General features: G+C 40.4%; 8 protein-coding genes. 5 read left to right on the plus strand and 3 right to left on the minus strand.

Going from position 1 to position 15,275, the window contains the following annotated elements:
* Window positions 1-288: 288 nt before the first annotated feature.
* The 4 genes from BWD121_RS05175 to BWD121_RS05190 all read left to right on the plus strand — a co-directional run bounded on the left by BWD121_RS05175 (window position 289) and on the right by BWD121_RS05190 (window position 4,111).
* Window positions 289-1,320: an aspartate-semialdehyde dehydrogenase gene (locus BWD121_RS05175; protein WP_078663657.1), complete on the plus strand. Its 1,032-nt coding sequence runs from the start codon at window positions 289-291 to the stop codon at window positions 1,318-1,320.
* A 279-nt stretch (window positions 1,321-1,599) separates the two neighbouring features.
* Window positions 1,600-2,418 carry a MetQ/NlpA family ABC transporter substrate-binding protein gene (locus tag BWD121_RS05180; RefSeq protein WP_078663658.1) on the plus strand — a complete coding sequence of 273 codons (819 nt, stop codon included), beginning with the start codon at window positions 1,600-1,602 and terminating at the stop codon, window positions 2,416-2,418.
* Between the two features lie 6 nt (window positions 2,419-2,424).
* Window positions 2,425-3,459 carry a methionine ABC transporter ATP-binding protein gene (locus tag BWD121_RS05185; protein ID WP_078663659.1) on the plus strand — a complete coding sequence of 345 codons (1,035 nt, stop codon included), beginning with the start codon at window positions 2,425-2,427 and terminating at the stop codon, window positions 3,457-3,459.
* Window positions 3,452-4,111: a methionine ABC transporter permease gene (locus BWD121_RS05190; RefSeq protein ID WP_078663660.1), complete on the plus strand. Its 660-nt coding sequence runs from the start codon at window positions 3,452-3,454 to the stop codon at window positions 4,109-4,111. The genes BWD121_RS05185 and BWD121_RS05190 overlap by 8 nt, the downstream gene beginning before the upstream one ends.
* On the opposite strand, the gene BWD121_RS05195 is transcribed toward BWD121_RS05190, so the two are convergent.
* Window positions 4,108-4,596 carry a MaoC family dehydratase gene (locus BWD121_RS05195; protein ID WP_078663661.1) on the minus strand — a complete coding sequence of 163 codons (489 nt, stop codon included), beginning with the start codon at window positions 4,594-4,596 and terminating at the stop codon, window positions 4,108-4,110. The genes BWD121_RS05190 and BWD121_RS05195 overlap by 4 nt on opposite strands.
* 155 nt (window positions 4,597-4,751) lie before the next feature.
* Between BWD121_RS05195 and BWD121_RS05200 the strand changes: the two genes are divergently transcribed.
* Complete coding sequence (locus BWD121_RS05200; protein WP_078663662.1) at window positions 4,752-6,077, plus strand: homoserine dehydrogenase; 1,326 nt, start codon at window positions 4,752-4,754, stop codon at window positions 6,075-6,077.
* A 267-nt stretch (window positions 6,078-6,344) separates the two neighbouring features.
* Here the strand turns inward: BWD121_RS05200 and BWD121_RS05205 are convergent, their stop codons facing one another.
* Both BWD121_RS05205 and BWD121_RS05210 read right to left on the minus strand, forming a co-directional pair.
* On the minus strand, window positions 6,345-6,758 hold the full coding sequence (locus BWD121_RS05205; RefSeq protein WP_240536696.1) for an enterotoxin A family protein: 414 nt from the start codon (window positions 6,756-6,758) through the stop codon (window positions 6,345-6,347).
* 475 nt (window positions 6,759-7,233) lie between these two features.
* Window positions 7,234-14,634, minus strand: a complete 7,401-nt coding sequence (locus BWD121_RS05210) for an autotransporter outer membrane beta-barrel domain-containing protein (RefSeq protein WP_078663664.1) — start codon at window positions 14,632-14,634, stop codon at window positions 7,234-7,236.
* Window positions 14,635-15,275: the final 641 nt, after the last annotated feature.

Here is a 15,275-nt window from a genome sequence, read left to right on the forward strand (position 1 = left end):
TCAGATTATATTTTTGTTCAACTATACCATTATTATATAGAGATGTTAGAATTCAGTCTGGAATTTAAAAGAAACGGTAGCTTACAAAGTGAAGCTGTTATAGTGTTATGATCACGATAAACATATGCATAGCTGATCAATTAGAATCACTACTGAATTGAGCTTAAGAATAACGTAACGATTATTTTATGCCTCTAACTAACTTATCTTTTCCTGGTTACAGTACAAAAAAAGAGGTTGATAATATGTTAGTTTTGTACAATGGGGAAAGGATAGGAGTGTAGAAAAATGAATTTCAAAGTCGCAGTTGTTGGTGCAACCGGAAATGTTGGTCGTGAAATGTTGGCAATTTTGGAAGAGAGAGGTTTCCCTGCCAGTGAAATAGTTCCTTTAGCTTCACGGCGTTCATTAGGGCAAAGTGTTTCTTATGGTGATAAAACTTTAAAAGTAAAAGCACTTGATACATATGATTTTTCTGATACAGACTTATGCCTTATGTCTGCTGGAGGAAGCGTTTCTAAAGAATATGCTCCCAAAATTGGTGCAGCCGGTTGTGTGGTAATCGATAATTCGTCCACTTGGCGTTATAATCCTGATGTTCCTTTAATTGTACCTGAAGTTAATGCAAATGCTATAGGCGGTTTTTCTAAACATAATATTATTGCTAATCCTAATTGTTCAACAATTCAACTTGTTGTGGCTTTAAAACCTCTTCATGACGCAGCAATTATTAAGCGCGTTGTTGTTTCCACTTATCAATCAGTTTCTGGAGCTGGTAAAGCGGGGATGGATGAATTATTCGAACAATCAAGAGCAGTTTTTGTTGCCGATCCAATTTCATTGAAAAAATTCACCAAACGCATTGCTTTTAACATCATTCCCCACATCGATGTTTTTATGGAAGATGGTTATACTAAAGAGGAATGGAAAGTAATGGCTGAAACAAAAAAGATTCTTGATCCTAGGATCAAATTAACAGCTACTGCTGTTCGGGTTCCTGTTTTTATTAGCCATGCTGAGGCCGTTAATGTTGAATTTGAAAAAGCGTTGAGTGCTGATGAAGCACGAACCATTTTACGCGATGCACCAAGTTGCCAACTTATTGATAAATGTGAAGATGGTGGTTATATCACTCCTTACGAGTGCACTGGTGAAAATGATGTTTTTATTAGTCGTGTTCGTGAAGATATTACTGTTGAAAATGGTTTAACTTTTTGGGTTGTTGCTGATAATTTGAGAAAAGGAGCAGCATTGAATGCAATTCAAATTGCTGAGTTGCTTGTCTCTAATGATTTGATCAAACCTAAAGCAGTAGTTTAAACAAAAACAGTAATATAAGGCAAAAAAAATGTTGTGTGCTGTAAAGTGAATTTTTTAAAAATTAGCAGAGTTTTTTGATTAAATTTAAAATTGAAATACCTAAAAGACATATTTATTGGAATAACAGGTATTCATAATAAAAAATAACATTATCTTTTCAATAAAAATGATTGAATATTCTATTAAGCTTTTATACTCTTTAATTTCCTTCCTAAAAATATTGAGTATATTGAACTTTCCCTTAGAAAATCTTGAAAAGTAGAAGAAAGATAAACACATATGACATTGAATAAATTGTCTTGGTATATTTTAGTCGGAGTATCTCTTTTTCTTTCCGCATTTTTTTCCCATATTCCTTTTGCTATGACAGCAGATAAGTCAAAAATTAAGCTTGGCGTTATGGAAGGAGAGGAAGCAACTATTTGGAAGGTTGCTATCGAGCAAGCTAAAAAAGCTGGTCTAGATGTTGAACTTATTTATTTTTCTGACTACGCTTTGCCTAATGATGCTGTTAATGCAGGAGATATTGATGCGAACGCTTTTCAACATACACCTTATTTGAATAATCAAATTATGCAGCGTGGTTATAAACTTTCGGTTGCTGGTTACACATTTATCTCTCCAATTGGTGTTTATTCACGCAAAATTAAAGATATAAAAGATCTACGTGACGGAGCAAGTGTTGGTATCCCTAATGATCCATCAAATGGTGGGAGAGCTTTGCTTCTTCTTGATTCTTTAGGTTTCATTAAGTTAAAAAATCCTCAGAATGTTCTTTCATCTCCATTTGATATTATTGAAAACCCTAGAAATTTGAAGATTCGTGAATTGGATGCTGGTATCCTAGGACGAGCAATCAATGATTTTGATATTGCGATTGTAAATACAAATTGGGCTGTAATTACTGGGTTAGACTTACAAGAAGATGTTATTGCGTGGGAAAAAGTAGAAAATAATCCTTATAATAATGTCATTGTTGTGCGCACTATTGATAAAGATGAACTATGGGTTAAAAAATTAGTAGCTGCTTATAATAGCGAACCTGTACGTGCGAAACTTAAAGAGGTTTTTGGTGCAGCTATTCAAACATCTTGGTAATTACGAATGGAAACCTCTGCTCTTATTTCTTTAAAAAATATTAGTCGCTATTTTTCCAGCGCGGTGTCTACTCCAGCAATTGATAACTTATCTCTTGATATTCATGCTGGTGAAATTCTTGGAATTATCGGGCGTAGTGGTGCAGGAAAATCTACACTTATGCGCTGTTTAAATGGCTTAGAACAAATTAATGAAGGGTGTATTTTTTTTGAAGGTGTTAACGTTTCAAATCTATCAGAAACAGAATGGGCACCCTATCGTCAACGTATTGGGATGATTTTTCAACATTTCAACCTTTTATCTTCACAAAAAGTTATTGATAATATCGCGTTACCTCTTAAATTAGCAGGTATAAATAAAAAACAACGTTATCAACGCGCTTTTGAGCTTATTGAGTTGGTAGGATTATCTGGAAAAGAGTATCATTATCCTGCAGAACTTTCAGGTGGGCAAAAACAACGTGTTGGAATTGCACGTTCTTTAGCAGCTAACCCCAAAATATTATTATCGGATGAAGCAACTTCTGCACTTGATCCTGAAACAACGCAATCTATTTTGGAGCTTCTTGCTGATATTAATAATCGTCTCAATTTAACTATTGTACTTATTACGCATGAAATGGAAGTTGTTCGTGCTATTGCGCATCGTGTTGTTGTGTTGAATCAAGGGCGTATTGTTGAGGAAGGATGTGTAAAAGATATTTTTACATCACCGCAAGAAGATACAACGATTGCTATGTTGAAACTTGTAACGCCACAACTTCCTAAAGAATTGGCGCAAAAACTTAAATCAGTGGGTCAGGAGGCCGTCATTGAAATTAATATTGCTGGTGAAATTGCTCAGCAACCTTTTTTAAGTCTCCTCGAAGATGAAGTAGGATTAAGAGCACGTATTTTACATGGTGGTATTGACACAGTTCAGGGTGAAAGTATAGGTCGCCTTTTTTTAGGTCTTCCAAGTCAAAATAAAGTGGCTTTGGAAAAAGCAGTTAGATGGTTGACAAAAAAAGGGCGATATTGTGAGGTTTTAGGTTATGTTTAATGTTCTTTTTCATGAACTTCCTGGTGCTGTTTTTGATACATTATTTATGACAATTAGTGCTTCTTTTATGGCACTTATTGTAGGTCTTCCACTTGGTTTGTTGCTTTATACAACTGCGCATGGAAGTCTTTTTTCATCACGTCTTATTAATCGTCCTTTAAGTATTATTGTTGATAGTGTGCGTGCTATTCCTTTTATAATTCTTGCTTTTTATCTTCTTCCTGTTACGCGTATTGTTGTAGGAAGTGGTGTTGGAACTTTTTCTGTAATTTTTGTTCTTACTATTTCAGCTATTCCTTTTTATGCTCGTATAGCAGAATTATCTTTCAAAACAGTTGAATATAGTTTGGTTGAAGCTGTTCGTTCTATGGGAGCTAGCCGTTTTCAAATTGTTAGATATGTACTTATTCCAGAAGCGCTTCCTAGTTTAATTACTGGGTTTACGGTTATGATGATTTCTCTTATCGGCTCCACTTCACTTGCTGGATATCTTGGTGGTGGTGGGTTGGGCGATATGGCTATCCGCTACGGTTATCAGCGTTATAATACTTCTATTATGACAATAGTTATTATCTTTTTGATTATTCTCAATATTTTTGTTCAATGGTTTGGTAATCGAGTTGCACAGAAATTTGATAGAACTAAGCATTAAGAAACTAAAGAGTTTATTTCTTTCTCTTCGATCATAGCAATAATAAGCCAATGTGCGATAAGAGCTGGATTTTTTAATTTATTGATTTCTATTGTAGTGTTGTAATGCAAGACGACTCTACCAGAGGGGCGAATTTTTGCGTTATCTAAAATAAAACGGGCACGTATTTGTGCACCTGTTTTTACAGGGTTTACGAAGCGTACTTTATCAAAGCCATAGTTAATTCCCATTGTTGCACCTTCTAATTTTGGTAGTGCTTCATAAGCCAGTGTAGATAATAGCGATAATGTTAGAAAACCGTGAGCAATAGTACCACCGAAAGGTGTTTTTTTTGCTTTTTCTGCATCTACGTGAATCCACTGATAATCATCTGTTGCAGATGCAAATTGGTTAATCATATCTTGTGTAACTAAGCGCCATTGTGATAAGCCAATTTCTTTTCCAATGAAATTTTTTATATCTTGTATCGCTATTGTTCGCTGCATAATGTCATTCCTATTTTATTTGACAAAAAGCTTATATATTCTCCCTTGCTTTTATAAAACCCATTGATTAGAGCATCAATTATAAAAGATGAAATATTTTACAGACAAATGTATTCTGCGAATAAACAATCTTCCTTTTTCAGATGGAAAAAATAATGGCAAGTAACGTAAGATTGACAGGTTTAGCATATGATTTGAAGCAACGTGCAGAAAATTATCAACCTATTCGTATTGGGCTTATTGGTTGTGGTGAAATGGGAACAGATTTGTTGTCAAGTGTTGTACATATGGATGGTATAACAATTGCAGCTGTTGCTACCCGAACACCGTTACGTGTTTTTGATGCTGCTGTTTTAGCATATGGTGAAGAAGGTCATGTGTGTGAAGTTGAAAATGCTACAGCTTTAACTCAAGCTATTGAAAAAGGTCTAATTGCTGTTACAGATGATCTGGATCTTGTTTTGTGCAATGAACAAATTGATATTGTTGTTGATGCAACAGGTCATCCTGAAACAGGTGCTAAAGTTGGTCTTAAAGCGCTTGAAAATAATAAGCACCTTGTTATGATGAATGTTGAAGCAGATGTTACAATTGGTGCTTATCTTAAACATGAAGCAGATAAACGCGGTTTAATTTATACGCTTGGTGCTGGTGACGAACCTTCTTCTTGTATGGAACTTATCGAATTTGTTTCAGCTCTTGGGCATAAAATTGTTGCAGCTGGTAAAGGAAAAAATAATCCACTCATTTTTGATGCTACACCAGATTTATATGAAGAAGAAGCTTTGCGACGGAATATGAATGTTCGCATGTTAGTTGAATTTATTGATGGTTCTAAAACGATGGTTGAAATGGCCGCCATTGCTAACGCCACAGGTCTTCTTCCAGATTGTCCTGGGATGCATGGTTCACAAGCATCACTTGAAGACTTAAATAAAGTACTTATTCCCAAAAAAGATGGTGGTATTTTGGATGGGTACGGCGTTGTAGACTATTCAACAGGTCAAGGAGTATCTCCTGGTGTTTTTGTAATAGCTGAAATAGCACATCCACGTTTACGTGAACGTATGGAAGATTTAAAAGTCGGTGAAGGGCCATATTTCACCTTTTATCGCCCGTATCACTTAACTTCGATGGAGGTTCCACTTACCTGCGCACGTGCAGTACTGTATGGTAAAGCAGATATGACACCACTTAATTACCCAGTGGCAGAAGTTTGTGCTGTTGCAAAAAAAGATCTCCATCCTGGTGATCAATTAGACTCGATCGGCTTATATAGCTATCGTGCTTGGACGATGAGTGCTTCAGAAGCACGCACACACAAAGCTATTCCTTGTGGCCTTTTAGAAAAAGCAACAGTTGTGTCTGATATTAAAAAGAATGAAATCATTACACGACACAATACTCACCTCTTCGAAGACCAATACATTGTACATCTTCGTACACAACAAGATATTTTATTTAATTCATTTCGTAAATAAAATGGCTATTATTTTAAATTGAATTTAATATTATTTCAAGTATATTTTATTTACTCGTAGTTTATTTATTATAATTAGCTATTACTCTATGTAGAGATTCTTTACTATTATTATCTCCTCTAAAATAGTTCAAGATTACTATGCATAATACAAAGTATACTTTATTAATATTTTGATTTAGCTAAATTTAATGTATTTTATTTTATTCTCTCTGTTTTTTATTTAACTTTAAAAATAACACCTTTTTTATTTCTATATTAATAGCTTTTAATCAAGAACAACCATCGCCCTCGCTATTACAGTATGGTAACTTTTCCAAAACCAATCTGCTCCAAATTGCTGTTCTGATTTATTCGATGAACATGTTGATTTTAATTCACAAGTGGCATGAGCAACCCATGGTTCAAAATGCCATGCTTCATGATAATAAGGAAAACCTGCTAGTTGTGGTTGAGGGTCTGATATTGGAAAGTTTCCATATAGTGCATGATTGTAGTCCGGGTTACGAACAAATTCACCAACAACTTCTTGTCCCCAACGAATACCACCTAGTGCAGCTAATTCGGATTGCTCTGGATGTGGGGAATATTGTCTCAACATAGCATTAACATCAATAAAATTAGGTGCCGCTCTTATATGATAGACATAACTTGGTGATGTCCAACCATGTAAGTAAAGCAAATCAACTGCAACATCTTGAGAAGTTGTCGTGGATACATAACCACCATGTGCTATTTGTTACATGTTCCCATAAATTTATATCTGATGGAGGTTTGAATGGTCTAGATCCATCTATACCCCAAGGATAAAATCCTTTAGCTTTTTTATTTCTTTAGGACTCCTCGTATCTGCTCGATCTGTACACTACGTTATTAAGGTCATTAGCTAAAACAGAAATATTAAAAAAGAAAAAATAAGTTTTTTCATATATCTTCCTCCCTTCGCTTATAATAACATTATAGCTACAAGTTTGCAACATATTGTGCATTAAAATGGTATGATATTTTCTTAGATTTTATTTTATTACAGTAAACTCTATAAGGCTTTCCTATTTTAATAATTCAATCACATACATATCTCTTGGCTAGCCTTCGTTATATGTTGCCTAAAGATTGAAAATGACGACAACTATTATGTGATATAACATCAATATCGATCAGAAACGATAACGTAGCCCCCCTGAGAAAGTACTTCCCGAAAGACCAGCTTTGGTTATTTTTTGCTGATAAACCATATCACCATGCAAAGCTATCTGAGACGACAATTGAGCCTGCACACCTACACCTGCTTCCATAGAAGAACCAAATGCGCCTAACTGGAATGTATCTTTGAACTGTACAAATTGCTTTCCTCCAAAACTACTCATAAGATGTAGCTTGCCATAGAAAGATATTGAACTGTCTTCTTCCATTAAAGCAAATTCTTGAGCAAGACGTCCACCTAAACGCGTTGTTAATTGGCTTGGAGATCCCATATTGATATTAAATCCATCAACATCTCGAGCGGAATTAAACATCAAATATTGATAGACAAGTTGCATCTGTGGCTCAAAAACAAGGCCTTCATATCCAGTCAAGAAAGCCTTACCACCTGTCAAAGCTGCACGCAGTGGCTTGCCCGTTATGCTTGCTGTTTTACCTCGCGCAAGTGTTTCGACATTTCCTCGAGATAAACCGTATGATAAAAGGCCATTAACATAAAATCCCATATTATGTTGCAAACTCGCATAAGCCGTTACAGACCAGTTATCAAAATTACTTTTCTTACTTTTTTCAACATCTTGAGGTTGGAGTGATAATTTACCATAAGTACCTATAACCCCAATAAATGCACTATTTTGTTCATTTTCTAATGTATCCAGTAGAACAGCTGCATCTGCCGCACGGTAGTCAAATTTTGCGCCATAACCATATTCCAAAGCAGACAAATCAGAAGTATAGGTATGACTACCACCGTAACCACGTATGAAAAAGGCCGGCTTTCCGTTGAAAAATGGATCAAACGACGTCACCATTGTCCCTAATAACTCAGTTTGATTGTTGATATCCATCAGCCCAGAGTAAAATAAAGCATTAGGCAAAAGCAGATAGGTCGGAACCTGTGGAACAATCGCTGGCTTGATTGGCTTTGGCTGACGAGGATCAAAAGGAGTGTATTTACTTTCAAGACGGAAATCCCAAAATTCTCCCTCTCCCGCCACTAGCCTTTTTTGAGGATCCGCTTTTCCAAATTTAGAATCGGGACCATAAGCAACGAGATAATATTGATAAGGAGAATTATTTAATGTGACATAGCCATAATTTAATTGGAAAGAGTCTTGTTTTGCTGATCCAGAAACTTGTACTATTGATACACTTTGATGATTGTTATTTTTACTCGTTTTTGAGTTTACAGTTTCCTCTTCATTATTCGGTGCGTTCATATGAATTTTAGTAGTTCCAGAAGCATTACCGTGAATTAAAACGCGGTCGGTTTTATTATCATCAAATGAACCATCACTACCTACTTGAATGTTAAGATGAAATTGAGAATCACCTTGAGCAAGATAAACGCTACGGGGTCCTTTTCCAATATACAGTGTTTGATAATTATCTGAAGTTGGTCTTTCAAAGATAATCGCACTGTCTTTAAGCATCATACCTGAGACAGATGAAGACACTTTTTCTAGATCTTGTTTTTTTCTATTCGTTAAAAGCCATTTGGATTTGTTAGTTAGATAAAATAGAGCACTAGATTTATCATCAACATGTGATCCGCCAGTTAATAAGGAATTATTAGTTGCAAGCATTATAGCAGACCCATTTTCGGCCCTCAGCAAAAGATCACCCGAAACATCCGAATCTTTTAAGGTGATGAAACCTTTAGCTGTTTTTCCATGAATAACTATGTTGTTTGGAACTTTTAAAACTGTTTGCGTTAAGTTAACCATCGCCGCTTCTGATTTTTGAGATCCTCCCCACAAGCTTATACCAACGCCATCGTCGCCATCTATTGTAACAATTGATTTTCTAACCCTCACCATTCCACTATCAATACGGATTCCTTTAGCAATACCTGTTAGTTGGGATTGAAGAAGTGTTATTTTTGCTCCTCTTATGACATGCAGTCCTTGTCCTTTATTGTTTGACCCTTTAATTGTGATTTTATTTGCTTCAAGATTTGCACCTTTTCCTTGAACTCTAAGGAAGTCTGCATCATTATCACTTGTATGCGTCAGGTTTACTTTATTTAGAACAGCTTTCCCGATGTGTAAGCTTACCCCATATTCTCCTTTAAACTCCACTGAAGCACTACTCATGGTTACTTCAGCATTTTGAGCAGTTATTCCTGTTTTAACTTTATTTAAATTTGAACGAATGAGTACTACATGTCCACCTTCAGTTACATCGGCACCTTTTTCTTGGTTATTTCCATTGATTATTGTTCCTAACGCTTTAACAACGGATTCTCTTCCTTTAATTTTGATAAAGTCAGCGTTTTTATTACCTTTGTAGTTCATTTGTACATTAGTTAAGACGGCTTGTCCTTTACTGAGCTTAACCCCATGCTCTCCATTAAACTCTATCACTCCATCCCCCATCCAGACCGATCCTTCCTCGACAGTTATCGCATTTTGAACTTTTATCAAATGCGATTTATTTAAAGTAACATGTCCGCCGTTTTTGACATACACACCCTGCACACCTTGCCCTTGCCACCACATATTACCTGAAAGCATTACTTTAATAGCTGAAAGATTTGAACCTTTTCCTCCAACCTGAATAAGATTTGGAGATTTAGGGTTTTCAGGAGCACTTATTTTTCTGTTATATTTTACAACAACACTTTTTAGTAAAACATTTCCTGTTGAAAGATTGACACCGTATTCTCCATTAAAGGTGATCCCTCCCCCCTTTATCCAGAATTGAGCATTCTTTACATCCACCCCCTTTACGACATTGGCAAGGACCGTATTTTTTAACATGACACGCCCACCATTCATCACATGAACGCCTAGCCCTTTACCCTGTCCGTCGATTTTGATGAGCGCCCCCTTAATATCTGCCTTGTTTACACCCTCCGTTGCATCAACCTTGAGGAAAGTAGCATCAGCATTATTACCTTCATACTTCATCCCCACATTGACTAACAAAGCATTCCCCTGTTTGAGAAGTACCCCATGCTCTCCATGAAACTTTATCACCCCATTCTGCATGACCACAATCCCATTTTCGACAGTCATACCTTTTGCGACACTTTTCAGGGTAGTACCACCCAACCATGCCGCTCCTCCATTCACATACACCCCCGTACCACTCCTCACAGCTTCCCCACTTCCCGTAATTGTCGTCATCGCCACCTCTCCCATCACATCTTTCCCCACATAGACCCCATACTTCCCTTGAAACCCAATCGTAGAGGTTCCCCCTATCGCCAACATCCCACCCCCCGCTGCAAATATTCCCATTCCAACCCCCGAAATCTTCACATCCGTCAATGCCATTACCATCGTTCTCCCTCCCATTGCATATACACCCACCCCCTTACCCTCTCCCGTAATCTTCGTCCCCGTCAAGTCAGCCTTTGTCACCCCTTTTCCCACATACACCCCATAACCATTCCCTTTAAACTCAATCGATCCCTGATTCATTGTCAACGTCCCACCTCCCGTCACATGTACCCCTTTTTGCACTCCTGAAATCTGTACCCCCTCTAATCTCACTGTTCTCCCCCTCAATGCTCCCCTCACCTCATGACTTCTCCTTCCCGTAATTGTTGTCATCGTCACCTCTCCCATCACTTTATCCCCTGCGTACACCCCGTACTCACTCCCATTCCCCTCTCCCCTAATCACCGTCTTCGTTAACTCAGCCCTTGTCACCTCTCCTCCCACATAGACCCCATAATTCCCCGCAAACTGAATCTCCGTTGTCCCATTCATCGTCAAGCTCCCCGCCCCCATCATCTGCACCCCTATCCCAACCTTTGAAACCATCACATCCGTCAACGCCACCTTTCCCCCCGCTACATACACCCCTTGACCACCTCCCTTTCCCATAATCTTCGTCTTCGTTAAAGTAGCACTCTTCACAGAACTTCCCACATATACCCCATACCCCCCTGCAAAATTAATCTCCGTTGTCCCACTCACCGTCAACGCCCCATCACCCATCATAACTACCCCTATTTGCACATTTGTTATCGACCCTTTTGTCACAGTCAGATCATTCCCCCCCATCATCCTTACCCCCGTTCCAACCCTCTCAATCTTCACATCCGTCAACGTCACCTTTCCCCCCGCTACATACACCCCTTGACCACCTCCCTTTCCCGTAACCGTCACATTCCTCAAGTCAGCCCTTGTCACAGAACTTCCCACATAGACCCCATAACCATTGTCGCTTGTAAACTCAATCGTCGAGCTCCCACTAATCATCAATGCCCCCGTCCCATTCATCTCCACCCCTGTTTGTACCCCCGAAACCGTCACATCCGCCAACGTCATCGCCACCTTTCCCTCATGCGCCACATACACCCCTTGACCACCTCCCTTTCCCGTAACCGTCACATTCGTCAAGTCAGCCTTTGTCACCCCTTTTCCCACATACACCCCATAACCATTCCCTTTAAACTCAATCGATCCCTGATTCATTGTCAACGTCCCACCTCCCGTCACATGTACCCCTTTTTGCACCCCTTTTATCATCCCGCCACTGATCGTCAGATCATTCCCTGCCTTCATCTCCACCCCCGTTGCAACTTTTGAAATCTTCACATCCGTCAACGTCAAACTCGCAGTCGCCTTATCTTCCACCTTCACCCCCGTACCACCTCCTTTTCCCGTAATTATTGTCCCTGTTAAAGTAGCACTTATTACCGAAATCCCCACACTCATCCCCTCTGTCGTAAATTCTTTTATCTCCCCCTTTGTCATCATCAACGTCCCACCACCCATCATACTCACCCCCGTTGCAACCTGTGAAATCTCCACATCCGTCAACGTCACCTCTCCCCCCGTCGCATACACCCCCTTACTCACCCCACTATTCACAGCTTCCCCACTTCCTGTAATCACCGTCTTCGTCAACTGAGTCATCTCTCCCCCCACATTAACCCCATAACTCCTCGTAAACCCAATCGACCCTCTCTCCATCACCAGCTTCTTACCACCTAACATCTGCACCCCCTTCTCAACCCCCTCAATCGTCACCCCAGTCAACGTCAAACTCGCAGTCGCCCCACTCTTCACATACACCCCTGTCCCAACCTGTGAAACCGTCACATCCGTCAACGTCAACTCAGCACTCTTCACCTTGCTCCCCACACTCACCCCTTTACTCGTCCCACCCCCCTTTCCTATAATCTTCGTCCCCTCCAAACTAACACTTTCCACCCCAGCCGCCTCCACATTAACCCCCGATGTTTTAAACTCTTTTATCTCCCCCTTCTTCACCGTCAACGTCCCACCACCCGACATCGTCACCCCCGTTGTAACCCCTTCAATCTCCACATCCTCCAACGTCACCTCTCCCTTCCCCGCCATATACACCCCATTCCCACCCCCACTTCCCACAATCTTTACATTCGTCAACTCAGCCTTCTCTCCCCCCGTCACATTCACCACATTCCCATTTCCCGTAATCTTCCCCCTAATCATCTTAAACGTCCCACCCGACATCGTCACCCCCGTTGTAACCCCTTCAATCTCCACATCCTCCAACATCAACGTCCCATCCTCCACACTCACCCCCCCTTCACTAATTGTTCCCCCCATCATAGTAACCGTTCCCCCCTGTACACTAAGCCCCGTACTAATTCCCGCAATCTTCGACTCCCCACTAATCATCACCTTTCCCTCACTCACACTCACCCCCGTTGTAACCCCTTCAATCTCCACATTCGTCAACTTCACCCCTTCCTCACTCAAAGTATTCACCTCCACCCCCGTACTCGTTCCCTTCTCATTTCCCTTAATCTTCACATTCATCAACTCAGCCTCCCCCGTCCCCGTCACACTCACCCCCATTGTAGCTCCTCTACCAAACACCCCACCTATACTAATCTCTCCCCCCGTCACAATAGCCTTCCCCTCTCCCGTTATCTGAAGCCCCACCGCCTTTTGCCCCGTAGCCGTAATCTTAGAGCTCCCTTCTATCTTCATCGTCCCATTCGTCACCTTGACCCCTGTTTCAAACCCCTCCACCCCCACACTCGTCAACGTCACCTCTCCCTCCCCCGCCATATCCACACCCACCCCCTGACCACTCCCATCCCCCTTTCCCACAATCTTCCCCCCCATCACAGTAACATTCGCCTTCCCCTGTCCCTCCACCTTAATCCCCACCGCCTTTTGCCCCTTAGCCTCAATCGTCGCCCCTATCACCTCAGCCTTCCCCGTCTCCGTTATCCGAACCCCCACCCCATTATCCCCCTCAGCCGTAATCGTCGACTCCCCATTAATCTTAACCGTCCCATCACTCACACTTACCCCCGTTAAAAAACTCTCAACCTCCACCTTATTCAACTCAACCGTCCCCGTCCCCATCATCACCACCCCCGTACCCTTATCCCCACTCCCATCCCCCTTTCCCACAATCTTCACATTCGTCACAGTAGCACTCCCCTTTCCCGACACATTAAGCCCCACCCCATTCTTCGTAACCGTAATCTTCGTCGAGCTTCCTTCTATCTTCAACTTCCCATCCCCCGACACCTCAGCCCCTGTTGTGACCTTCGTAAAACTCGTACCCACCAACGTCAACGTCCCATCTTTCACCACAGCACCCACTACACTCCCACTCCCCTCAATCGTCCCCCCCGTCACTTCAGCCTCTCCCTGCCCCTCCATCACAATCCCCTTACCATTCGACCCAACCGTAATCGTCGTTCCCTTCCCCGTCATAGTAACACTCGCCTTCCCCGCCCCCTTAATCTTTATCCCCGTCTTGACATCCGTAAAACCTGTACCCATCAATTCAACCGTCCCATCCCCATCCATCACTATCCCCGTACTATTACCCCCCTTCTCCACTGTCACCCCCCGCCCCTTCATCATCAACGTCACTTTCCCCCTATTCTTCACCTCAACCACAACTCCATCTTTCTTAACCCCAATCAATCCTGTCATCACCGTAACAGCCCCTTCACTCTCAGCCACTATCCCCTTACTCACATTTACAATAGTAGCATCCACCAACTTCAGCCCCCCTCCACCATGCACCTTAATCGCCGGATAAGTATTATCCCTACCATCACCATTTGTAACCCTCAGCGTACCACTCATCGTAATATCTGCATTCTCCCCATACACCTCTACAGCAGGCCAACCAGGGTACTTACTCATATCTATAGTCCTCCCATCACTCACACTCACACTTCCACCCCCACCCAACCTATCACTTCCATCACACACAATTGGCTTACTACCATCGCTACCAGTATCAACAGCCACCCTACAATTACCCTGTGACCCAGCATATACTTTTTCCTGAGCAGCTATAAGAGACACACCTGCTAGAAGAGCTGTCGATAAAAAACAAAAACAAACATGATGCTTCAATACGCGACGCATAACCATAACCCTCTCATCATCTTTAACGGAATAGGATCAAAAGAGACGAACTATTTGCAAAACGAGAATCGAAAATTAAAACACACCTGATACAAATCAGATCTAACGCCATACCCCCATTGAGACCTATACAAAAGACATCACTCATCAACACAATAATCTAATGAATAAGGCTAAACACACTCCCCAAAACAAAAAAAATAAACCTATAAGATAAAAAATCCCAAACAAACACACATCACGCAGGAAACAGAAAGTAAACGCAAAAATAAATGAAACGTATCTTCTAAAAAAACATAAACACCAATTAACAATTTAAAATAAAACACACCTAAAAAATGCAAAAACTGGTTGTTATGAAATAGTGCTGGAGTGCTTCTTGTTGTAGAGCTAGGCGTTGTAGTAATGGTGTTTGGGTATTTTTTTTCGGTTTTTTTAATCATGTGACACCTACAATTTTAAATATAAAATATTTCAAAGTGAGTTTGCCTTTGAAGGGGATTTGTATCAAAGGGTGTATTCAGTTTTGGACGTATAATTCATTTTGGGTTGTTCGTAAAGTGGCAACAAGGTTACAGTTTGAGATAAAAGTTTTGGGTTGGCTTTGTGTGTTGGGTTATTTTGTGGGGAGAATTGAGTATATTAGA

The sequence above is a fragment of the Bartonella sp. WD12.1 genome, from assembly GCF_002022415.1.
In the GTDB taxonomy this organism is placed as follows: domain Bacteria; phylum Pseudomonadota; class Alphaproteobacteria; order Rhizobiales; family Rhizobiaceae; genus Bartonella.